The following is a 23,174-nucleotide window of genomic DNA, read 5'->3' as shown; positions in this document are numbered from 1 at the left end:
GCTCTTGCGAAACATCCATGTTTCGCAAAGCCCCCGTACCCCCGCCCCCGCCGACCCTCGACGGTGTGTTGGTGGCCGTGGAAGATCAACGGCAGCGCCGATCATTTTCGTGCGTTACCGGACGCGGTGGCGTTCCGTGCCGTCGTTCGGGAACCGACGCTACCGACCCCAGGCACATTCGGCATGCCCGCCGGGTACGGACACGCCCTTCGTGTCTGCCGTGCCCATCCGCACGCGACCATCTGTCGGGGGAGGCCGGCGGGCAGCCCCTGTAGGGACTGTCAAAAACATGGATGTTTTTGCCAAGCCCCCACGGATGGGTTTACGGCGTGTCCCGTAAGGGGCTGCCCGTCGGCCTCCCCAGCTCGCAAGAACTGAAACGCTGCCTTTAGCTGTTAGCTGTTCGCCATCAACAGCACACAACAAAAAACCCCGCTCTTCAGCGGGGTTTTCCGTTTCAGCGATTCACACCATCAATGCCCGCCGGCCGACGCCGCGCCGGCACCGGCGCCGAACGGCGGCTTGGCCAGCCACAGGAACGCAATGATGGCCAGGAAGATCCAGCCCAGCAGGAAGAAGATGTCGTTGAAGCCCATCTGCGATGCCTGGTGGTTGATGATGTTGTTCAACGCCGCTGCACCATGTTGCAGGTCGCCCTGCCCCATTGCCGCCACCTTCTCCTGCATGCCCGGCGTGTAGCCGGAAATGCTTTCGGTCAGGTGCGCATGGTGTTCCTGGGTGCGGCGCGCCCACAGCCACGTGGTCAGCGATGCCGCGAAGCTGCCGCCCAGCGTACGCAGGAACGTGGCCAGGCCCGAACCTGCCGCGATCTCGCGGCCGTCCAGATCCGACAGCAGGATCTGCAGCACCGGCATGAAGAACAATGCCACGCCGATGCCCATGATCAGCTGCACCCCCGCCACGTGCGCGAAGTCCACCTGCAGGTTGAAGCCCGAACGCAGGAAGCTGGTGAACGACAGGAACACGAACGCGAACGATGCAATCCAGCGCATGTCGAACCGCGATGCGTACTTGCCTACGAACGGCGTCATGATCACCGGCAGGATGCCGATCGGCGCTGTAGCCAGGCCCGCCCAGATCGCCGTGTAGCCCATGTCACGCTGCAGCCACTGCGGGATCAGCAGCGACACGCTGAAGAACGCCGCGTACGCCACCACCATCGCCAGCGTGCCGGCGCGGAAGTTGCGGTGGCGGAACAGCCGCAGGTCCACGATCGGATCCTTGTCGGTCAGTTCCCAGATCAGGAACACCGCCAGCGCCACCACCGAAATGCAGGCCAGCACCACGATCGTCGGCGAACTGAACCAGTCCTCGTCGTTGCCCAGATCCAGCACCAGCTGCAGCGCACCCACGCCGATGACGAGCGTGATCAGGCCCACGTAGTCCATCTTCGGCTTTTCGATCTGCTCCGGACGGCCCTTCAGCTGGTTGCCCACCACCAGCGCCGCGAAGATGCCCAGCGGCACATTGATCAGGAAGATCCATTCCCAGCTGTAGTTGTCGGTGATCCAGCCGCCCAGGATCGGGCCGCAGATCGGCGCCACCACCGTGATCATCGCCAGCAGCGCCAGCGCCTGCCCGCGTTTCTCGCGGGGGTAGATCGAGACCAGCAGCGACTGCGTGATCGGGTACATCGGACCGGCCACGAAACCCTGCAGCGCGCGCGACACCACCAGCATGCCCATGCTCTGCGCCAGGCCGCACAGCAGCGACGCGATCACGAACGACAGCGTGGCCCAGATGAACAGCTTGGTTTCACCGAAGCGGCGGCTCAGCCAGCCGGTCAGCGGCAGCGCGATGGCCGTGCTGACCGCGAACGAGGTGATGACCCAGGTCGCCTGCTGCGAACTGGCGCCGAGGTTGCCGGCGATGGTCGGCAGCGAAACGTTGGCGATGGTGGTGTCGAGCACCTGCATGAACGAGGCCATGGCCAGGCCTGCCGTACACAACGCCACGTTGGCCGGCCGGAACGCGCCGGTCGCACCTGGCGCCGACGGCGCGCCCGGCAGGCCGGGCGCGGCGGGAGCTTGTGCGGACATGGTGGCCTCAGCTCGCCTTTGCCGTGCGCGGCAGGTTGCTCTGGATGATCTCGTGGATCACATCGTCGGCGCTGTGCAGCTGCTTGGCATACACGTCGGTGTCGAACACCTGGCCCTTGGCCGTCGTGGTCGGCAGCACCGTGCCCTTCTGGTCGCGCAGGCTCACTTCCGCCTTCATCGACAGGCCGATGCGCAGCGGATTGTCGGCCAGCTGCTTTGCATCGATGGCGATGCGCACCGGAACGCGCTGCACGATCTTGATCCAGTTGCCGCTGGCGTTCTGCGCCGGCAGCAGCGAGAACGCCGAACCGGTGCCCAGGCCCAGGCTGTCGATGCGGCCCTTGTACTTCACGTCACCACCGTACAGGTCCGAGCGCAGCTCCACTTCCTGGCCCAGGCGCATGTGGCGCAGCTGGGTTTCCTTGAAGTTGGCTTCCACCCACATCTGTTCGGTCGGCACCACCGCCATCAGCGCGGTGCCCGGCTGCACGCGCTGGCCCACCTGCACCGAGCGACGGGCCACGTAGCCGCTGACCGGCGCGACGATGCCGGCGCGGGCGTTGTTGAGGTAGGCCTGGCGCAGCTGCGCGGCAGCCGCTTCCACGTCCGGCTGGGTGGCGATCACGGTGTCGTCGACCAGCGCGTTGCTGCGCTCGAAGGTTTCGCGCGAGCCGGCCACGGCCGCTTCGGCGGCGGCCAGCTCGTTGCGGGCGTGCGCCAGCTCTTCATCGGAGATGGCGCCGGTGGCGGCCAGGCCCTTGCGGCGGGCGAAGTCTTCGCGGACGCGATTTAGGGTGACCTGGCGCGCGCTCAGTTCGGCCTGCGCGCCTTCCACGCTGCGGTACAGGCCACGGGTCTGGCGCACGGTCCGGGCCAGGTTGGCGCGGGCCTGCTGCAGCGCCACTTCGGTGTCGGCCGGGTCCAGCTGCACCAGCAGCTGGCCGCGCTCGACGCGCATGCCGTCATCGGCGTTGATCGCCACCACGGTACCGGTCACCAGCGGGGTGATCTGGACCTGGTTGCCCTGCACGTAGGCGTCGTCGGTTTCTTCGAACCAGCGGCCGAACATGAAGTACCACAGTGCCGCAGCGGCAAGCAGCAGCACCACGATGGCCAACAGGCCACGCAGAAGCTTGCCACGGCGGGAGGGGGCTGCCGGTGCGGCAGCAGGAGCGGAAGTCTGGCTCATGGAAGGTATCTCAGGAATGCGTGGATTCGGGGGCGGTGGCGAGCGTGGCGGTGTCGCCGGAGGGGGTGAAGCCCCCGCCCAGCGCCTGGCTCAGCCGAACCGAAACAAGGATCTGGCGCGACTGCAGCGACGCCAGCTGCTGCTGCGACTGCAGCAGCTGCGCTTCCACGCTGAGCACGTCCAGGTAGCTGCCGATGCCGGCCTTGTAGCGCTGCTGCGCCAGGTCATGCGCGGCGCGGGCGGTGGCGACGGCCTGCGCCTGCGAGGCGGCCTGGTCGGCCAGCGAACGCACCGCGTTGACCTGGTCGGCCACTTCGCGCAGTGCGGTGACCACCGACTGGTTGTAGTCGGCCACGGCCAGGTCGTACTGCGCATCGGTCTTGTCCAGGTTGGCACGCAGGCGGCCACCGTCGAAGATCGGCAGGCTCAGCGCCGGGCCGATGAAGGCGAAGGTCGAGCCGCTCTTGAGCAGCTGGTCCACTTCGCTGGCAACCACGCCGCCGAGCGCGGTGAGGTTGAGGCTGGGATAGAACTTCGCCTTGGCCGCGTCGATCTCGCGGCCGGCCGCTTCGACCCGCCAGCGCGCGGCGACGATGTCCGGGCGGCGGCCCAGCAGTTCGCTCGGCAGCACGCCCGGCAGCTGCAGTGCCAGCGGGTTGAGCGGCTGCGGACGTTCGATCTGCAGGCCACGGTCCGGGCCCTGCCCGACCAGCGCGGCCAGCGCGGTGCGGGCCTCGTCGATCTGCTGCTGCGCGGCCTGCAGCTGCTGCTGCGCGGCCGGAATGCGGGCCTCGGCCTGGCGGGTCTGCAGGTCGCTGTCGATGCCCGCCGCGCGGCGCTGGCGGGTCAGGTCAAGCGTCTTCTGCGAGCGGTCCAGCTCTTCGCTGGCCACATCGTGCAGCTGCCAGGCATAGCCGAGCTGCGCGTAGGCTTCGGCGATGCCGGCCGACAGGTTCAGGCGCGCGGCCTGCGCATCGACGGCCGCGGCATGCCCGCTGTCCACCGCCGCTTCCCAGGCAGCGCGCTTGCCGCCCCACAGGTCTACCCCGTAGCTGACGCTGAGGTAGGCCTGACCGCTGCCGGCATAGCTGCCGCCGAGCTCGTCACCGACCATCGATTCGGGCAGGCGCACGCCGGTGTAGCCGCCGGAAGCGGACACACTGGGCAGGCGGTCGGCGTGTGCGGTGCCGATCTGGGCACGCGCCTGGCGCAGGCGCGCATCGGCCGCCTCCAGGCCCGGATTGCGCTGCAGGCCTTCGGCGATCAGGGCGTCCAGCTGCGGGTCGTTCAGCGCCCGCCACCAGTCGGTGGCCGGGAATGCCGACGGGCTCAGGGTGTGGCCGGCCAGGGTGCGCTGGGTCTGCAGGCTGTCGGCGTCGAGCAGCTGGCCGTGCGGTTGCAGGCCACCGGTGCTGGCACAGGCAGCCAGCGCCAGCGCCAGCACGGACAGCAGCGCCGGCCGCAGCGGGCGCAGCGATGAGGTGCGATCAGGTATGGAAGTCATGGCGTAATCAGAGAGTCGCGGACACGGGTCAACAGGGAAAGCAGCAGCGCGCGCTCGTCGGCGGACAGGTCGCGCATGGCGTCGTCCATCACCGCGTCGCCGCGTTGCTTCAGGCGGGCCCACAGCTGGCGGCCCTCGTCGGTCAGTACGATCTGCAGCGCACGCCGGTCCTGCGCATGCGGTTCGCGGCGTACACAACCCAGCGCTTCCAGCTTGTCCAGCAGGCGGGTGACCGCGCTGGGCACCTGGTCCAAGGCCTGGGCCAGTTCGTTGGCGGTACAGGGCGCGCGGAACGACAGCACCTTCAGCCCCAGGTAGTGGGTGAAGCCGATATCGAGGTTTTCCTCGGCCATGGAAACGTCCAGCTGGCGCATCAGGCCGTCACGCACCTGGCGCAGCAGCAGGCCCAGGCTGGGCGGCGTGGTATCGGGGCAGATCATCATGGGGACGCACTTTACTTCCGGAAAATATATTTCTCAATGGAAATATTTAATCTGGAAGGAAATGCAGTGTTGCCCCATTCAGGACAACGGCCCGGCCCCGATTCCTTCACATCGCTTGGCATCCCACGCCGCATCCGGATAATCGACCGCCTGCGAGGGCGACAGCCGTCGCCGTCCCTTGCCACAGGTAACAATCCCGCATGACCGATCTAGCCCGCCCCGCTTTCCACGGCTTTGAACAGCTGCCCCTGCGTGAATACGCTGAACGGGCGTACCTGGACTACTCGATGTACGTGGTGCTCGACCGTGCGCTGCCGTTCATCGGCGACGGCCTCAAGCCGGTGCAGCGCCGCATCATCTACGCGATGAGCGAGCTGGGGCTGAACGCCGCCGCCAAGCCGAAGAAGTCCGCGCGTACCGTCGGCGACGTCATTGGTAAGTACCACCCGCACGGCGACAGCGCCTGCTACGAAGCGCTGGTGCTGATGGCCCAGCCGTTCTCGTACCGCTACCCGCTGATCGAAGGCCAGGGCAACTTTGGTTCCACCGACGATCCCAAGTCGTTCGCGGCGATGCGCTACACCGAATCCAAGCTGACCCCGATCGCCGAAGTGCTGCTGGGCGAAATCAACCAGGGCACCACCGACTGGACCCCGAACTTCGACGGCACCCTGGAAGAGCCGACCTGGATGCCGGCACGCCTGCCGCACCTGCTGCTCAACGGCACCACCGGCATTGCCGTCGGCATGGCCACCGACGTACCGCCGCACAACCTCAACGAGATCGTCAGCGCGCTGCTGCACCTGCTGGATGATCCAGAGGCCAGCATCGGCGACCTGCTCGAATACGTGAAGGGTCCGGATTACCCGAGCGCGGCCGAGATCATCACCCCGGCCGCCGACCTGCGCACCATGTACGAAACCGGCTACGGCAGCGTGCGCGCGCGCTCGACGTTCTTCAAGGACGGCACCAACATCGTCATCAACGCGCTGCCGTTCCAGGTCTCGCCGTCGAAGGTGATCGAGCAGATCGCGGCGCAGATGCGCGCCAAGAAGCTGCCGTGGCTGGAAGACATCCGCGACGAATCCGACCATGCCAACCCGGTGCGGGTGGTGCTGGTGCCGCGTTCCAACCGCGTCGATGCCGAACAGCTGATGGGCCACCTGTTCGCCACCACCGACCTGGAGCGCAGCTACCGGGTCAACCTCAACGTGATCGGGCTGGACGGGCGTCCGCAGGTGAAGAACCTGAAGATGCTGCTCAGCGAGTGGCTGCAGTTCCGCGGTACCACCGTGACCCGCCGCCTCACCCATCGCCTGGAAAAGGTCGAGCGTCGCCTGCACCTGTTGGAAGGCCTGCTGGTGGCGTTCCTCAACCTGGATGAAGTGATCCACATCATCCGCACCGAGGACGAACCCAAGCGGGCGCTGATCGCGCGCTTTGGCCTGAGCGACGACCAGGCCGAATACATCCTGGAAACCAAGCTCAAGCAGCTGGCGCGCCTGGAGGAAATGAAGATCCGCGGCGAGCAGGACGAGCTGGCCAAGGAACGCGACAAGATCCAGTCGATCCTGGACAGCAAGGCCAAGCTGCGCAAGCTGATCCGCGACGAGCTGGTGGCCGATGCGAAGAAGTTCGGCGACGCGCGCCGTTCGCCGCTGGTGCAGCGTGGCGCGGCGCAGGCGATCGACGAAACCGAGCTGGTGCCGAGCGAGCCGATGACCGTGGTGCTGTCCGAAAAGGGCTGGATCCGCGCGGCCAAGGGCCACGACATGGATCCGTCCACCCTGTCCTACCGCGACGGCGATGCCCTGCTGGGTTCGGTGCGCGCGCGCAGCACGCAGCAGGTGGCGTTCCTGGACAGCGAAGGCCGTGCCTACTCCACGCTGGTGCATACCCTGCCCTCGGCACGTGGCAACGGCGAGCCACTCACCGGCCGCTTCTCGCCGGCGCCGGGCAGTGCCTTCATGACCCTGGCCAGCGGCGAAAACGCCACCCGCTTCGTGCTGGCCTCCACGCATGGCTATGGCTTCGTGACCCGCTTCGAGAACCTGACCGGGCGCAACAAGGCCGGCAAGGCGATGCTCAACCTCACCTCCGGTTCGAAGGTGCTGACCCCGTCTGTGGTCGCCAACCCGGACGCCGACCGCATCGTGGCGGTGACCAGCTCGGGCAACCTGCTGGCCATCCCCGCCAGCGACCTGCCGGAACTGGACAAGGGCAAGGGCAACAAGATCATCGAAATCCCCAAGGCCAAGCTGGCCACCGAGCGCGTGGTCGCGGTGGTGGCGGTGGGCCCGGGCAACACGCTGCTGGTGCGCAGCGGGCAGCGCACGATGAACCTGTCGTACAAGGACCTGGAGGCCTACCTCGGCAGCCGCGCCAGCCGCGGGCACCTGCTGCCGCGTGGGTGGCAGAAGGTGGAAGGGTTGTCGGTGGAATGATCGCCCAAGAAAAAACCGGGGATTTCCCCGGTTTTTTTTGTATCCATCGCTGGCTGGCTTCTGGCTGGCTGGCAGTGGGTTCCGCCCGACCCACGGTCGGGCGCTACCGGCACCTCAATGCGCGGCGGTGCCCTTCGCGTCCATCTTGCTGGTCTGGTACAGGGCCAGGCCGATGCGCTTGATCAGGCCCAGCTGCTGTTCCAGCCACCAGGCGTGGTCCTCTTCGGTGTCCTTGAGCTGGACCAGCAGCATGTCGCGGCTCACGTAATCCTGGTGCTGTTCGCACAGCTTCATGCCGGCCGCCAGGTTGTTGCGCACGCTGTATTCGGTGTCCAGGTCCTTCTGCAGCATGTCCTCCACGGTCACGCCCGGCTCGAAGCCGTGCGGACGCATGTCCGGGTTCCCGCCCAGGAACAGGATGCGGCGCAGCAGCGCGTCGGCGTGCTGGGTCTCCTCTTCCATCTCGTGGTTGAGGCGCTCGTACAGCGCGAACAGACCCTGGTCCTCGTAGCGGCGCGAGTGGATGAAGTACTGGTCGCGCGCGGCAAGTTCGCCGCGCAGCAGTTCCTTCAGGCATTCAATGACGTCGGGATGGCCTTTCATGGGGGAGCTCCTGTGAATCGATGGGAGCCATGGTGCCCTATCCCGGATCGCCGTGATCTAATCGGAATCAGTTGCATGCGCAGGCGCAGGTGGGGTCAGCCTGCATGACCTTCTTCGGGGAGCGTGGGATGCGTCGTTGGCTGAAACGGGGTGCGTGGGCGTTCGGGGTGCTGGTCGGGATCGTGGTCGTCGTGATCGGCGTGGCCTGGTTCCTGCTGCGCGGCAGCCTGCCGGCGCTGGAGGGCGAACAGTCCCTGGCCGGGTTGCAGGCCAGGGTCAGCGTCAGCCGCGATGCGCTGGGCGTGGTCACCATCGATGCCGGCAGCGAGGCCGATGCGATGCGGGCACTCGGGTTGGTGCATGCGCAGGAGCGCTATTTCGAGATGGACCTGATGCGCCGCGCGGCAGCGGGCGAGTTGTCCGAGCTGTTCGGTCCGGCTGCCGTGCCCACCGACCAGCGCATGCGGGTGCATCGCCTGCGTGCCCGCACCGATGCGCACCTTGCGCAGGCGCTGGGCGAGCGCCCGCAGGTGGTGCAGGCCTACGTGGAAGGCGTCAACCGCGGCCTGGGCAGCCTGCGCGTGCGCCCCTGGCCGTACCTGCTGCTGCGCCAGCAGCCGACCGCCTGGACCGCCACCGATTCGGTGCTGGCCGGGCTGGCCATGTACGCGGACCTGCAGGACCCCACCAACGAGAACGAGCTGGCCATGCGCCGGATCCGCGCGGTGGCACCCCCGGCGCTGTACGCGCTGCTCAGCCACGACGGCAGCGAATGGGATGCGCCCTTGTTTGGCCAGGCGCGCGGGAATGCGCTGTTGCCGCCCGCCGATGCGCTCCAATTGCGCAACGGCCAACGGCCGTCACCCTCTGCGCATGAAGGCAGCAGCGAGCGCGCCGGGCAGGACGTGCATGGCAGCAACAACTTCGCGGTGGCCGGCGCATTGACTGCCGATGGCCGCGCGATCCTCGCCGACGACATGCACCTGGGCCTGCGCGCGCCGAACCTGTGGTTCCGGGTACGCCTGCGCTACCCCGACCCCGCCGCACCGGACGGGCAGGTGGATGTCAGCGGTTTTTCGCTGCCCGGGTTGCCGGCGATCGTGGTCGGCAGCAACGGCCATGTGGCCTGGGGCTTCACCAACAGCTACATCGACAACGCCGACTTCATGCCCGTCCCCGCAGGTGCGGAAGGCGTCCAGGTGCACGAAGAGCGCATCCGTGTGGCCGGCGGGGCCGACGTCAGCCTGCGCGTGCGCGAAACCGCGTGGGGCCCGATTCTGCACGAGCGCGCCGATGGCAGCGGGGAAGCGTTGCGCTGGACCGCACAGCTGCCGGGCGCGGTCAGCATGGCATTCGCCGACATGGCGCGGGCCGGTGATCTCGACGATGCGCTGAAGATCGCCGACCGCGCCGGCATTCCCACCCAGAACCTGTTGCTGGCCGACGCGAAGGGCCGCATCGCCTGGCGGTTGATCGGCGCCCGCCCGGATCGCGCGGCGGACTGCCCGCCCAGCAGCTTCACCACCGTCGCACCGGCCCATTGCGCGCCGTGGGCGATCCGCAGCGACCAGTCGCCCGCCCTGGTAGATCCGCCCAGCCAGCGGCTGTGGACCGCCAACGGCCGCGTGCTGGATGGCGCCGAGCTGGCAGTGGCCGGCAACGCCGGCTACGACCTGGGCGCGCGTGGGCGGCAGATCCGCGACGACCTCAACGCGAAGCAGCGTTTCAGCGAACGCGACCTGCTGGCGATCCAGCTGGACGACCGCGCGGTATTCCTTGAACGCTGGTGGACCCTGCTGCGGCAGGTGGTCGAATACAGCGATGACCCGGCATTGAAGCGCCTGGAGGCAGCCAGCCGGCAGTGGGAAGGCCACGCGTCGGCCGAGGCGGTGAGCTACCGGATCGCACGCAGCTTCCGCAGCAAGGTGCAGGACATCATGACCACTGCGCTGCTCGCGCCGGCGAAGCAATCGCTGGGCGAAGACTACCTGGAGCCGAAGCTGGCGCAGGTCGAGGGCGTGCTGTGGCCGCTGGTGAGCCAACAACCCGCGCATCTCCTGCCGGCACCTTACGCGGACTGGAACGCGCTGCTGGCCGATGCGGCGCGGCAGGCGGAGATCGAGCTGGCGGAAAAGGGAGCGGACGTGTCCAAGCGCACCTGGGGTGAGCGCAACACGGCGGCCATCTGCCACCCGATCAGCCGCGCCCTGCCCGCCTTCGCCCGGCCGTGGCTGTGCATGCCGGCCGATGCGCTGCCCGGCGACAGCAACCTGCCGCGCGTGCAGGGCCCGTCCTTCGGCGCCTCGCAACGCATGGTGGTATCGCCCGGACACGAAGCCGACGGCATCATCCACATGCCCGGCGGCCAGAGCGGCCATCCGCTGTCGCCGTTCTGGGGCGCAGGCCACGAGGACTGGGTGCACGGCAAGCCGACGCCGTTCTTGCCGGGCAAGGCCCGTTACACGCTGGTGCTGGAACCTGGCAGGGAAGCGGACTGACCGTCCGCGGGGAAGCGGACTGACAGTCCGCTCTACCCCGTCGCGCACGCCGTCGCGCACGCCGTCGCGCGTACCGCCATCCGGTGGTTACGCGCGCACCTTCCAGCGCTCCATCCAGCTCAGCAACGGTCCGGTCATGGCGGTGGTCACCAGCGCCATGATCACCAGCACCGCGAACAGGCGGTCGCCGAGGAAGCCCAGCTCGTAGCCCAGGTTGAGCACGATCAGCTCCATCAGGCCGCGCGTGTTCATCAACGCGCCCAGTTTCCAGGCCTCGTGGTTGCCCATGCCTGCGCTGCGCGCGGCGCTCCAGGTGCCGAACAGCTTGCCCAGCGTGGCCACCGCGATCACCACCGCGCACAGCAGCAGGTCGCTGCCCTGCAGCGCATCGGCGCGCATGCGCAGGCCGGTCATGGCGAAGAACAACGGCAGCAGCAGGGTCACCGCGAACGGCTCGACCCGGGCGATCAACAACCCGCGCAGCTGCGCATTCGACGAGACGGCGACGCCGGCCGCGAACGCGCCGAACAGCGCATGGATGCCCAGCACTTCGGTAACCAGTGCACTGCCCAGCGACAGCAACAGCATGCCCAGCAGCCAGCGGCCTTCGCTGCCCGGTTGGATCACCTGGCGCGAGAACCAGGGTTTGACCACGCCCAGCATCAGCGCGATGAACACCACCACGCACAGCAGGCTCAGGCTGGCCGGCACCCAGCCGGTGGCCTGGGCGGCGGCCACGATCAAGGCCAGCAGGCACCATGCGGTGGCATCGCCGAGCGCCGCGCAGGCAATCGCGGTCTGTCCCAGCGGGGTCTGGGTGATGCCACGGTCCGCGAGGATGCGCAGCAGCACCGGGAACGCGGTGATGCTCAGCGAAATACCCACGAACAGCGCGAAGGCGGTGAAGCCCACGCCCTGCGGCCCGTGTTCGGGATACAGCCAGATCGCCAGCAGCACGCCCAGCACGAACGGCACGGCAATGCCGGCATGGCTCACGGTGAAGGCGAAACGGCGGCGGCCGCGCAGCCCGCCCAGGTCGAGCTCGGCACCGGCCACCAGCAGGAACATCAGCACGCCCAGCTGGCTGAGCATGCCCAGCGGGCCGAGCGAGCTGGCCGGGAACAGCGCCCCGTGCAGGCCCGGCAGCAGGCTGCCCAGCACCAGCGGGCCCATCATCAGGCCGGCGGCCATTTCGCCGATCACCGCCGGCTGGCCCAGCCGCTTCAACAGCGCGCCCGCGCCCTTGGCGACCACCAGCAGCACCAGCAGCTGCAGCAGGAACAGGCCCAACGGCGAGGCCAGGTGGTGGGCCCAGTCGCTGCCCACCACCGGTTCGGCCTTGGCGGCCACGGCCGGCAGCTCGGGTCCGGCATAACGCGCCAGCGCCAGGCCGATGACCAGCGGAATCCCGGCCCAGGCCAGGTAATGCCAACCCCACTTCATCCGCGGCACGCTGCCTCCGGTCTGTACGTCCATGAACATTCCCCAATGCATGAAGGGGGAATGTTACCCGGTAGCGCCGGCCGTTGGCCGGCCCACATGAACGCTGCGACCGTTGCCAGGGCCGGCCAACGGCCGGCGCTACCCCGCCAAGGCTTGCTCATGCACACCGGCAACGGCGCGGCCGGACGGGTCGGCCATGCTGGCGAAACTGGCGTCCCAGGCGATCGCGGCCGGCGACGAACAGGCGATCGACTTGCCGCCGGGCACGGTTTCAGCCGCGGCCTGGGTCGGGAAGTACTGCTCGAACACGTGGCGGTAGTAATACGCCTCCTTGGTCTGCGGCGGGTTGTGCACGAAGCGCTTGTCCGCTGCGGCCATCACCCGGTCGCTGATCTGGGCTTCGGCGTGCGCCTTGAGCCCATCAATCCAGCCATAGCCCACGCCATCGCTGAACTGCTCTTTCTGCCGCCACAGGATCGAATCCGGCAGGTAGCCTTCGAACGCCTCGCGCAGCACCGCTTTCTCGATCCGGCGCGCGCCACCGGCACCCTGCCCGACCATCTTGTGCTTCGCATCGATGCGCATCGCCACGTCGAGGAATTCGCGGTCCAGGAACGGCACGCGCGGCTCCACGCCCCAGGCCATCATCGATTTGTTGGCGCGCAGGCAGTCGTAGTTGTTCAGCGCATCCAGCTTGCGCACCAGCTCTTCGTGGAACTCGCGGGCGTTGGGCGCTTTGTGGAAGTACAGGTAGCCGCCGAAGATTTCGTCGCTGCCCTCACCGGAGAGCACCATCTTTACGCCCATCGCCTTGATCCGTCTCGCCAGCAGGAACATCGGGGTGGAGGCGCGGATGGTGGTGACGTCGTAGGTTTCCACGTGGCGGATCACGTCGGGCAGTGCATCCAGCCCTTCTTCGAAGGTGTACTCGAAACCGTGGTGGACGGTGCCGAGCGCTTCGGCGGCGATGGCAGCGGCGGCCAGGTCGGGCGAACCCTTCAGGCCGATGGCGAACGAATGCAGGCGCGGCCACCAGGCCTCGCTCTGGTCGCCATCTTCGATGCGGTGGCGGGCGTAGCGTGCAGCCACGGCGGCGACCAGCGAGGAATCAAGACCGCCGGACAGCAGCACGCCGTAGGGCACGTCGGTCATCAGCTGCCGGTGCACGGCGCGCTCGAACGCTTCACGCAGAGCCACGCGATCAGCGTCGACGCCTTCCACCGCGTCATAGTCGCGCCACGGGCGCTCGTAGTAGCGGGTGAGCGTGTCGGTGGCGCTGTCATACCAGTGGCCGGGCGGGAACTGCGCGGCGTCGGCGCAGGTATCCACCAGCGATTTCAGTTCGGAGGCCACCAGCAGGCGGCCGTCCTTGTCGTGGCCCCAGTACAGCGGCACCACGCCGATCGGATCGCGCGCGATCAGCACGCGCTTCTGGGTCCGATCCCACAGCGCGAATGCGAAAATGCCGTTGAGGCGGTTCAGGTACGACGCCGGGGTATCCTGCTGGTACAGCGCGTTGATCACTTCGCAGTCCGAACCGGTCTGGAAGGCGTACGGCTGGGTCAGTTCGGCCTTCAGTTCGCGGTGGTTGTAGATCTCGCCGTTGACCGCCAGGGCCAGGCTGCCGTCGTCGGACAGCAGCGGCTGCGAGCCGCCGGCCGGGTCGACGATGGCCAGCCGCTCATGGACCAGGATGGCGCCGTCATCGACGTACACGCCGCTCCAGTCCGGGCCGCGATGGCGCTGGCGCTGCGACAGGTCCAGCGCGTGGCGGCGCAGCGCGGTTAGGTCATCGCCGGCCTGCAGGCCGAACATTCCGAAGATCGAACACATGGGAACAGCTCCTGATGATGGGGGAATACACGTAATGCCCGCATTCGACCGGCCACAAAACAAAAAAACCCGCATCGGCCGATGCGGGTTTTCTGGGGTCCGGGCGTATGTTGCTTGTTCTAGCCCTGGTCGCAGTCCCGCATTGGCCGCGCACGATTATTCGCGCGCAGATTATTGCGGTTGTTGGTGGTGACGGCGGTGGCCAGGAGCGTGGACATGGATCGACCGTACCGCTGTTCTGGCCGTGGCGCAACTGTTGCGGGCGCAACCGATTCAGCCCCTGACGTGCCCCATCCCGGATAATCCACGCCTGCCTCATGGAACTCACGGATGAATCCCCTTCGTTTCCGCCTGTCGCTTTCCGCGCTGGCGCTGCTGGCCCTGGCCGCGTGCACCACCGCCCCCAACCGCCCCACCAGCGATACCGAAGTGAAGTGGCTCACCGCCGCCGAGCGCGGCGACATCGAGGGCATGCTGGAGCTGGCCGAACTTTACGAACGCTGGAACGACCGCCGGGCGCTGGACTGGTATGAGCGCGCTGCGGCCGCCACGCCCTGGAGTTTCCGCAATACCATTGCGGAAGAAGCGCTGGGGCGGATCTGGGCCAGCGGTGCGATGTATACCGGCCGTCGCCCTGAAGACACGCCGCCCCCGGTGCTGCGTGCGTCGCCGCGCAAGGCCGGGCGCTGGTACCTCGCCGCGGCCAACCACGGCAGTCCGGGCGCGATGCTGTCGCTTGCAAAATTCGAACGCGAACGTGGCCACGCGGCCGCAGCACTGCGCTGGGACCTGCGCGCCACGGTTTACCAGCGCTATTCGACCAGCAGTTCGGGCCTGCCCGCCGCGATTGCCCCGCAAGCCGGTGCACTGCACCCGCTGGTGGTCGATATCCAGCGGCGCGCTGCGCGCGGCGATGCGCAGGCCCAGGTGGACCTCGGCGCGCTTTACGAAAGGGGCATGGGCCTGGGGATCGAACGCGACCCTGCGATGGCGCTGCAGTGGTACCGCAAGGCCGCCCTGCAGGGCAACGTGTTCGGCCAGTACTTCACGGGCCTGCTCCTGGGCCGTGCGCCGCCGGGGGTGCCTCGGGATGAGGCGGCGGCCGCCGGATGGTTTGCCAAGGCCGAGGCACAGAAGTTCTTCCTTGCCGGTGAATCGTATTGGCGCAAGGGCATCCAACCGGCGTTCTGGACGTTTGATTGAACCGGGCTGTACACACTCGCCGGCGACCTTCAAGTCTGCCGGCGGGCGCGCGCTTCGCCCAGAATGGGCGGCATGAGTACCGCCACGTTCCGTGATGAAACCCTCTCCCGCGCCCGCATGCAGGCCATCGTCGCCGCGCATCCGCGTGCGGCCGTGTTCGAGGACTGCCGCTTCGACAATGCCGATTTCTCGCGGCTGGACATGGACGGTTTCCAGTTCACGCGCTGCTCGGTAGCGGGCACGTCCTGGCTGGCCGCCTCGCTGGAGGAAACCCGCTGGGAAAAATGCCGGGGCGGCGAGTGCGATTTCAGCTCGGCGCTGCTCAGCGATGCGGTGTTTTCGCACTGCGATCTGAACAACAGCCACTGGCGCCGCGCCACGCTGTCATCGGTCCGGTTCGAGGATTGCAAGCTGACCGGCGCGCACCTGCAGGAAGTGACAGGATGGGCGCTGGAGTTTCGCGATTGCCTCCTTGTCAGTGCGGACCTGCGTGGGCTGTCGTTCCGCAAGGCCACGCTGCAGGGAATGGATTTTTCCGATGCGGAGCTGTCCGGCTGCGATTTCCGCGATGCCGTGTTTGAAGGCGGCAGCCTGCGCAACGCGCAGATTCGCCTGACCCGCTTCGACGGCGCCGACCTGCGCGGTGCTGATATCACCGGGCTCAACGTGATGGACAGCAAACACTTCAGGAAGGCGGTGATTTCACCGCGCCAGGCAGGCGCAGCGCTGGCCGCGTTTGGCTTGATCGTGGCCTGATCCGGGCCGGCGGAGCCGAAGGTAGCGCCGAAGGTAGAGCCGACTGTTAGTCGGCTGCCGGCCGCCGCGGGGACCTTGGGTCTGCGCGTAGAGCAGCCGACTGACAGTCGGCTCTACCATCGGTGCGCGTAGAGCAGCCGACTAACAGTCGGCTCTACCTTCGGCGAGAAGGCGCTCGATCAGGCACCGGTACAGTTCCGGCAGCTTCTCCAGGTCGGCCACCGACACGTTCTCGTCCACCTGGTGGATGCTGGCGTTGACCGGCCCCACTTCGATGCACTGTGCGCCCAGCGGTGCGATGAAGCGCGCGTCCGAGGTGCCGCCGCCGGTGCTCTCCTCCGGCGCGGCGCCGGCGAATTCGCCCAGCACCTCGCGTGCCACCCGGCGCAGGGTACCTTCGGGGGTGTAGAACGGTTCCCCGCTGCGGTGCCATTTCAGCCGGTACTCCAGGCCATGGCGGTCCAGCAGCGCGGTGATCTCCTGCTCCAGTTCCGGCGCGTTCCAGAGCGGGTTGTAGCGCAGGTTGAACAGCACCTGCAGCTCGCCGGGAATCACGTTGTTGGCGCCGGTGCCGGCGTGGATGTTGGACACCTGCAGGCTGGTCGGCGGGAAGCTTTCGAAGCCATCGTCCCAATGCCGCGCGGTCAACTCGGACAGCGCCGCAGCGGCCAGGTGGATCGGATTGCGCGCCTTGTGCGGGTACGCCACGTGACCCTGCACGCCCTGGACGGTCAGCGTGCCCGACAGGCTGCCGCGCCGGCCAACCCGCAGCAGGTCGCCGAGCACGGCGGTGGAGGACGGCTCGCCGGTGATGCACCAGTCGATCTTCTGGCCGCGCTCGCGGAACAGGTCTGCGACCCGGCGCACGCCGTCGATGGCATCGCCTTCTTCATCGCTGGTCAGCAGCACTGCCAGCGTGCCGGAGTGGTCCGGATGGGCGGCCACGAACTGCTCCGCCGCGACCACGAACGCGGCCACGCTGCCTTTCATGTCGGCCGCGCCGCGCCCATACAGCACGCCGTCGCGGATCTGCGGATCGAACGGTTCACTGGTCCACGCCTCGACCGGTCCACTCGGCACCACGTCGGTATGGCCCAGCAGCACCAGCACCGGGGCGCCCTGCCCGTGCGTGGCCCACAGGTTGTCGACCTCGCCCAGGCGCAGGTGTTCGCAGGTGAAGCCGGCCTGCTGCAGGCGCCCGGCCAGCAGTGCCTGGCAGCCGGCATCTTCGGGCGTCACCGACGGCCGGGCGATCAGGTCGCAGGTCAGTGCAACAACGTCGTTCACGCGCCTACTCCGAACCGCTGCTTGAACCCGTTGTCGGAAAAGCCCTGGGTCATCACGCCGTCCGCGCTCACGACGACCGGACGCCTGATCAGCTGCGGGTACTCGCGCAGCAGCAGCTTCCACTCCGCGTCGGAGGCTGCGGCCTTGCGGTTCTCAGGCAGCTGCCGCCAGGTCGTGGAGGAACGGTTGACCAGCGCCGGGAACCCACCGGCCTGGGACGCCCAGTCCAGCAGCGTTTCCGGGCTGGGTTTGACGTCGCGGTAGTCGACGAAGGTGTACGGCACCTGGAAGCGGTCCAGCCACTTGCTGGCCTTCTTGCAGGTATCGCAGTTCTTCAATCCGTAAACGGTGGTGGTCATTGCCGCGGGTACTCTGGCTTGGATTCAACGGACAGGCAGGACGCGCCAGTATAGTGCCGCACCGATCACGACGCGGCCGATTTCTCGGCATGGTCGGTGAGCTCCAGCAGCAGCGTGCGCTGCCAGGAGGACAGTCCGGTTGCAGACGGCACCTCCCAGCCCAGCAGTGGCCTGCCCTTCGCGTCGACCAGCAGCGCCAGCTGCGAGGTCATGAAGCCGCGCATGCTCGACAGCTGCCACTGGTACTGCGGCGCATCCCACGGATCGGCCGCGTATAGGCGCATGCACACCGCGTCCATGTCCAGCATCATCTGCACGCGCGACGCGGCGCTCAGACGGGTGCGTCCCGCCGCAATCGACGCGATCAAGGCATTGCAGGCGGCGATGGCAGCTTCACGATCGAACCGGTCGCCTTCGTCGCCCAGCCGCACCAGGTCGCCCGCGGCCTGGCTGAAGCGGGCCAAGGCACTCGGCGGCTCCAGGTGTGCGATCTCGGTGGACAGGGGGCGGCGAACCGGGGTGGCGACGAAGGGCGGTGGCGTCACCGCCGCCGCCTCGGACGCCGCCCCCAGCGCGCTGCCCCGCAGCACCACGTTGGCGAAACTGCGGCCATCTGTGGGACTGCCTGCCAGGGGGCCACGCGGGGCTTCCCGCAGCGCCAGCCGCGTCCGCACCCAGTCCTTCTGCTGCGCCAACCATCGGCAGTAGTAGTGCGTGGCGTAGGCGAGGTAGTCCCGGAGCTGCTTGTCCTGGCCCATGCCACGGTACTCCCCGTCGCGCTGGTCCCAGATACCCCGCGAGGGCAACCGAGCCTCCTCGATGATCGGCTTGAGCGCGCGCGCGGCGTTGATCTGCAGTGCGTTGCTCTGGACGAATCTCCCGTTGCCCCGACTCAACTGCGCCAGTCGGCGCAGGTACTGCACACCGTACTTGGACACCAGGGCCAGCGTGCGACTCTCCCACCCCAGCAGCAGGTCCGGTTGCGCTTCCAGCAGCGCCGGCACGGTCAGCAGCAGGCTGTCGGCGGCCGGCCGCGCAAGCGGCGCGCCGATCCGCCGGACGAGTTGCTGTTCGGAGGCGCGCAGGGCGCTGACCAGGCCGAACGCCAGCGTCGCACCGCCAATCGCGTGGATCGGATGCTGCCGCAGCAGCGCCTCGAAGATCGGCGCCAGGTGTTCGCTGATCGTCGCCGCGCAGCGCGCCTGCAGCGGTGGATGATTGATCAGCTCCCCGAGGTGGAACATGATCACACTCACGTTCTCCAGGGTGAATTGCTGGCGCGCCCTGACCACCTCCACGCAGCGCTGGGTGGTGCGCACCAGGCGCTCAGCCTCGCAGGGCAGGCCAGCGCTCCGCCGCACCAGCTGGCAGAGGATGTTGAGCGCCTTCCCGAGCTGGATGTTCGGCGCGCGCCGGTCGTTTTCGGTATCACCGAAGCCGACACTGCCGGCCATCACCTGCGCCAGCGTGTCCAGGTCGGCGTCGATGGTGGACAGGTCGCCCTGTTTCACGATCTTCTCGTACAGCGCAATGATGATGTCCGCCGCAGTGAGGTCGCCGGGAAGGCGACCTGCGACCGCCGACACATTCTGGATATGGATCGGTACCACGGTGCCGGGCGGCGCTGCATCAGCCGCGCGAAGCGACGGCACCGGACGGACCAGCGGGCGGATCACCGACACTGCGTTGACGTTTTCCATGCACGACCCTTCTGCCAGGAGAACGGCAGCATAGGCATGCACGGACAGGGTGCGGGCGATGGCGGCGCCAAGCTGTGACCGGCTTTGCGAAGCCGCACCACAGCGCGCGGTGAAAGCGTCATCGGGGCATCGTGACGATGCCCCGATTGCGTCACCGCATCAGTCGGCCAGGCCGCGCAGCAGCTCGTTGACGCTGGTCTTGCTGCGGGTCTTGGCGTCGACCTGCTTGACGATGACCGCGCAGTACAGCGAGTGCGAGCCGTCCTTGGACGGCAGCTGGCCGGACACCACCACGCTGTACGGCGGCACCGAGCCGTAGCTGATCTCGCCGGTGGCGCGGTTGTACACGCGGGTGCTCTGGCCCAGGAACACGCCCATGCCGATCACGCTGTGGTGGCCGACCACGAAGCCTTCCACCACTTCCGAACGTGCGCCGATGAAGCAGTGGTCTTCAATGATGGTCGGGCTGGCCTGCAGCGGTTCGAGCACGCCGCCGATGCCGGCGCCGCCGGACAGGTGGCAGTGCTTGCCGATCTGCGCGCACGAGCCCACGGTGGCCCAGGTATCGACCATGGTGCCTTCGCCGACGTAGGCGCCGATGTTGGTGAAGCTGGGCATCAGCACCACGTCCTTGCCGAAGTAGCTGCCGCGGCGCGCGATCGCACCGGGCACCACGCGCACGCCGGCCCGGCGGAACTTCGCTTCGTCGAAGCCGGCGAAACGCGATTCCACCTTGTCCCAGAACGGCGCCGGGCGCGCGTCGACCACCGCCATGTCATTCACGCGGAAGTACAGCAGCACCGCCTTCTTCAGCCACTCGTTGACCTTCCAGCCACCTTGGCCATCCGGCTCGGCCACGCGGAACTCGCCGGTTTCCAGGCCATCGATCACGCGGCCGACCAGCGGCTTGGTCGAGCCTTCGATTTCATGCAGGGTCAGCGTGGCGCGGCGCTCGAAGGCGCTTTCGATGCCGAACTTGAGTTCTTCCACACCCGGGGTGGCCGGCTTGCGCAGCGACTTGCGCGCGATGTTCTCGGCGCGCTTGGCCGCCGTTTCTGCGGCACTGCTGGCCGCGGTCTTCTTGACCGGCGCCTTCTTCACGGCCGGCGCGGCTTTCTTCGCAGCGGTCTTCTTCACGGCCGGGGCAGCGGCAACGGTCTTCTTGGCCGCCGCGGTCTTGGCGGCAGTCTTCTTGGCAGGCTTGGTGGCCATCAGTGGGGGTCTCCGGCGTTTCGATCAGGGTCCAGGCAGCGCAGCATGGCGTCATGCAGCTGCTGCCGGGCGGTTTCGGTCAGGGGGTGGTCGTGCTCATCGCTGATCACGAACATGTCTTCGGCGCGTTCGCCAAAGGTGGCAATGCGCGCGTCATGCACGCGCAGGCCCTGGTTGCGCAGTACGAAGGCGACATCGGCCAGCAGCCCGGGGCGGTCGGGTGCGACCAGGCTGAAGCGGGTGCCGCCGGTGTCGTTGTCGTTGGCATCGCGGAATTCGATGCGCGGGGCGAAGCGGAAATGGCGCAACTGGCGTGGCACTACCCGCCGCGAGGGGCGCAGCCGCGACAGGTCGCCGGCCAGCGCCTCGCGCAGCGCCGCTTCCAGCCGCGGTGCATCGCCATCGGCGAAGCTGTCGGCCGGGGTCACTTCGAAGGTATCAAAAATGGTGTCAACCGGGCCATCCAGCACGCGCGCCCGGTGGATGCCATAGCCCTTGCGGTCCAGGGTCATCACGATCGCAGCGAACAGGCCGTCGCGGTCGGGCGAGTGCACGAACACTTCCAGCGCGTCGTCGTCGGCGGTGATCCGGCGCACCTTGACCAGGGTCTGGCCCTGCTTGACCGGCACCAGCGCGGCGGCCTGCCAGGCCAGCTGCTCGGGGCGCAGGCGGATGAAGCTCTCATCCGGCATGACGGTGAACTGGCGGTCGATGGTGGCGTCGTCGTAGCCGCGCTCGCGCACCAGCGCGCGCACGCTCTCGCGCGCCTCCAGCACGCGCTCGGCGGCCGGCATCTGGTTTTCCAGGCCATCGCGCAGCGCCCGGCGCGCGGCGAAGTACAGGTCGGCCAGCAGCCGATCCTTCCACGCATTCCACAGCTTCGGGCTGGTGCCGGCGATGTCGGCGCAGGTCAGCAGGTACAGGTAGTCGAGGCGGTCGCGGCTGGCCACCAGCGTGGCGAAGCGGTGGATCACGTCCGGGTCGGAGATGTCCTGCTTCTGCGCGGTGACCGACATGCGCAGGTGCTGCTCGACCAGCCAGGCCACCAGTTCGGTATCGGAACCGCTCAGCGCATGCGCCTGGCAGAAGTCGCGGGCATCCACCGCGCCGAGTTCGGAATGGTCGCCGCCGCGGCCCTTGGCGATGTCATGGAACAGCCCGGCCAGCAGCAGCAGTTCCGGCTTGCGCAGCCGCGGCCAGACCTCGTGGGCAATGGAGAAACGCTCGTCCGCCCGGCTGCTGGCGAACAGGCCGATGTTCCGCAGCACCATCAAGGTGTGCTGGTCGACGGTGTAGACATGGAACAGGTCGAACTGCATGCGCCCGGACACCTGCGCGAAGGCGGGAATCCATTGCCCCAGTACGCCCAGGCGGGCCATGCGCGCCAGCGTATCCACCGCGCGCGGGCTGCGCAGCAGGGTCATGAACTGTTCGCGCGCGGCAGTGCTGGCCTCGGTGTACGCCGGCAGCTCGGCCAGCGCTTCGGCCAAGGCCCGCGCGGTTAGCGAGTGCAGGCCGCGCACGTCGGGGTTGTAGGCCCAGCTGGAGAACAGCGCGAACACCTGCTCGATATCGCCCTGCGGCCACTGCGGGTCGTTGGCGGCCAGGTAGCCGCGGCGCAAGGAAAAGCCCACGCTGACCGGTTCGGGCACGGCCTCCCCGTCGAACTGTTCTTCAAAGCGCTGCAGCAGGCGGTCGCTGATCCGCCGCACCACGGTGGCGCTGCGGTAGAAGCCCTGCATCATCTTCTCGACCGCCAGGCTCTCCACGTCGTCGGCAAAGCCGAGCCGCGCGGCCAGGGTCTTCTGGTAATCGAAGCGCAGGCGCTCTTCCGGGCGGTTGGCCACCAGGTGCAGGCCGAACCGCAGCTGCGCCAGCGCGCAGCGCTCACGGCGCAGTGCAGCGGCTTCATCGGGGCCGAGGTGTCCCAGCCCGACCAGCGCTTCCAGCTCGCGCACGCCGAACGCGCGCAGTGCCATCCAGCCCAGCGTATTGAGATCGCGCAACCCGCCCGGACCATCCTTGATGTCCGGTTCCAGGTTGTCGGCGGTGTCGCCGAATCGCTCGTGGCGGGCCAGCAGTTCGTCGCGCTTGGCCAGGAAGAATTCGCGCGGCGGCCACAGGCCCTCGCGGTTGACGGCCTGTTTCAGCGCCTGGCGTGCCGCTTCGTCGGCCACCAGCGGGCGCGATTCGATCAAGGCGGTGAGCACGGTCTGGTCTGCGCTGGCCTGCACGCATTCCTGCGCCGACCGCACTGCATGACTGACCGGCAGGCCGCAATCCCACAGCAGCGCGAACAGGCGGGCCAAGGCCGCTTCATGCCGACGCTGCGCCTCGGGCGCGCCCAGCACCAGCAGGTCGATGTCCGAGCGCGGGAACAGTTCACCGCGCCCGTAGCCGCCCACCGCAAACAGCGCCAGCCCGGCATCGGGCGGCACGCAGCGCTGCCAGGCCAGCCGGATGAGATGGTCGGCAGCGCGGGCGCGCAGCGCCAGCAGCCGCTCGATGTTGTCGTTCTGGTCGAAGCGCCGGTACAGGCGCGCGTCGGCCTGCTGCAGGGTCTGGCGAGCCTCCGCCGCCCACTCGGGGTCGGCGACGGCGTCGGCCGGCGCGTCCAGGGTCGGGCTCGCCGGCAACATG

General features: G+C 68.0%; 16 protein-coding genes. 4 read left to right on the top strand and 12 right to left on the bottom strand.

The window, feature by feature from the left end; genetic code table 11:
- Positions 1 to 473 precede the first annotated feature (473 nt).
- The 4 genes from V9K91_RS12760 to V9K91_RS12745 are packed head-to-tail and all read right to left on the bottom strand — an operon-like array spanning position 474 to position 5,193.
- Positions 474 to 2,060: a DHA2 family efflux MFS transporter permease subunit gene (locus V9K91_RS12760; RefSeq protein WP_068850548.1), complete on the bottom strand. Its 1,587-nt coding sequence runs from the start codon at positions 2,058 to 2,060 to the stop codon at positions 474 to 476.
- Between the two features lie 7 nt (positions 2,061 to 2,067).
- Positions 2,068 to 3,249, bottom strand: a complete 1,182-nt coding sequence (emrA, locus tag V9K91_RS12755) for a multidrug efflux MFS transporter periplasmic adaptor subunit EmrA (RefSeq protein WP_095363322.1) — start codon at positions 3,247 to 3,249, stop codon at positions 2,068 to 2,070.
- Positions 3,250 to 3,259: 10 nt separating this feature from the next.
- A complete protein-coding gene (locus V9K91_RS12750; protein ID WP_093533184.1) occupies positions 3,260 to 4,753 on the bottom strand; it encodes an efflux transporter outer membrane subunit in 1,494 nt (497 codons plus the stop codon).
- Positions 4,750 to 5,193 carry a MarR family transcriptional regulator gene (locus V9K91_RS12745; RefSeq protein ID WP_068854598.1) on the bottom strand — a complete coding sequence of 148 codons (444 nt, stop codon included), beginning with the start codon at positions 5,191 to 5,193 and terminating at the stop codon, positions 4,750 to 4,752. Before V9K91_RS12745 ends, V9K91_RS12750 begins: the two co-directional genes overlap by 4 nt.
- 203 nt (positions 5,194 to 5,396) lie before the next feature.
- On the opposite strand from V9K91_RS12745, the gene parC reads away from it, so the two are divergent.
- Positions 5,397 to 7,640: a DNA topoisomerase IV subunit A gene (parC, locus tag V9K91_RS12740; RefSeq protein ID WP_095363323.1), complete on the top strand. Its 2,244-nt coding sequence runs from the start codon at positions 5,397 to 5,399 to the stop codon at positions 7,638 to 7,640.
- Between the two features lie 114 nt (positions 7,641 to 7,754).
- Here parC and V9K91_RS12735 read toward each other — a convergent pair whose 3' ends face one another.
- On the bottom strand, positions 7,755 to 8,243 hold the full coding sequence (locus tag V9K91_RS12735) for a bacterioferritin (protein ID WP_068850537.1): 489 nt from the start codon (positions 8,241 to 8,243) through the stop codon (positions 7,755 to 7,757).
- 128 nt (positions 8,244 to 8,371) lie between these two features.
- Between V9K91_RS12735 and V9K91_RS12730 the strand changes: the two genes are divergently transcribed.
- The gene (locus V9K91_RS12730; protein ID WP_336442800.1) at positions 8,372 to 10,741 is read left to right on the top strand and encodes a penicillin acylase family protein; all 2,370 of its coding nucleotides are present in this window, start codon (positions 8,372 to 8,374) and stop codon (positions 10,739 to 10,741) included.
- 87 nt (positions 10,742 to 10,828) lie between these two features.
- Here V9K91_RS12730 and V9K91_RS12725 read toward each other — a convergent pair whose 3' ends face one another.
- Positions 10,829 to 12,223 carry a cation:proton antiporter gene (locus tag V9K91_RS12725; RefSeq protein WP_093533182.1) on the bottom strand — a complete coding sequence of 465 codons (1,395 nt, stop codon included), beginning with the start codon at positions 12,221 to 12,223 and terminating at the stop codon, positions 10,829 to 10,831.
- Positions 12,224 to 12,322: 99 nt separating this feature from the next.
- Positions 12,323 to 14,017, bottom strand: coding sequence for an asparagine synthase B (asnB, locus tag V9K91_RS12720; protein WP_093533181.1), 1,695 nt, complete (start codon positions 14,015 to 14,017; stop codon positions 12,323 to 12,325).
- Positions 14,018 to 14,347: 330 nt separating this feature from the next.
- Here asnB and V9K91_RS12715 point away from each other — a divergent pair, with 330 nt between their 5' ends.
- Positions 14,348 to 15,220, top strand: coding sequence for a tetratricopeptide repeat protein (locus tag V9K91_RS12715; RefSeq protein WP_093533180.1), 873 nt, complete (start codon positions 14,348 to 14,350; stop codon positions 15,218 to 15,220).
- A gap of 72 nt (positions 15,221 to 15,292) precedes the next feature.
- Positions 15,293 to 15,976: a pentapeptide repeat-containing protein gene (locus V9K91_RS12710; RefSeq protein ID WP_336442801.1), complete on the top strand. Its 684-nt coding sequence runs from the start codon at positions 15,293 to 15,295 to the stop codon at positions 15,974 to 15,976.
- Between the two features lie 141 nt (positions 15,977 to 16,117).
- Here the strand turns inward: V9K91_RS12710 and dapE are convergent, their stop codons facing one another.
- The 5 genes from dapE to V9K91_RS12685 form a co-directional block, all read right to left on the bottom strand.
- Complete coding sequence (dapE, locus tag V9K91_RS12705) at positions 16,118 to 17,263, bottom strand: succinyl-diaminopimelate desuccinylase (RefSeq protein ID WP_249834000.1); 1,146 nt, start codon at positions 17,261 to 17,263, stop codon at positions 16,118 to 16,120.
- Complete coding sequence (locus tag V9K91_RS12700; protein WP_249833999.1) at positions 17,260 to 17,622, bottom strand: arsenate reductase; 363 nt, start codon at positions 17,620 to 17,622, stop codon at positions 17,260 to 17,262. Before V9K91_RS12700 ends, dapE begins: the two co-directional genes overlap by 4 nt.
- 65 nt (positions 17,623 to 17,687) lie before the next feature.
- A complete protein-coding gene (locus V9K91_RS12695) occupies positions 17,688 to 19,322 on the bottom strand; it encodes a hypothetical protein (protein ID WP_306989270.1) in 1,635 nt (544 codons plus the stop codon).
- 159 nt (positions 19,323 to 19,481) lie between these two features.
- On the bottom strand, positions 19,482 to 20,534 hold the full coding sequence (gene dapD / locus V9K91_RS12690; RefSeq protein WP_249833997.1) for a 2,3,4,5-tetrahydropyridine-2,6-dicarboxylate N-succinyltransferase: 1,053 nt from the start codon (positions 20,532 to 20,534) through the stop codon (positions 19,482 to 19,484).
- Positions 20,534 to 23,173 carry a [protein-PII] uridylyltransferase gene (locus tag V9K91_RS12685; protein WP_336442802.1) on the bottom strand — a complete coding sequence of 880 codons (2,640 nt, stop codon included), beginning with the start codon at positions 23,171 to 23,173 and terminating at the stop codon, positions 20,534 to 20,536. Before V9K91_RS12685 ends, dapD begins: the two co-directional genes overlap by 1 nt.
- Between the last annotated feature and the right edge of the window lies 1 nt (position 23,174).

The sequence above is a fragment of the Stenotrophomonas sp. CCNWLW57 genome, assembly GCF_037203925.1.
Taxonomy (GTDB): Bacteria; Pseudomonadota; Gammaproteobacteria; order Xanthomonadales; family Xanthomonadaceae; genus Stenotrophomonas; species Stenotrophomonas rhizophila_A.
This window is presented reverse-complemented; position numbering and strand designations above follow the sequence as displayed.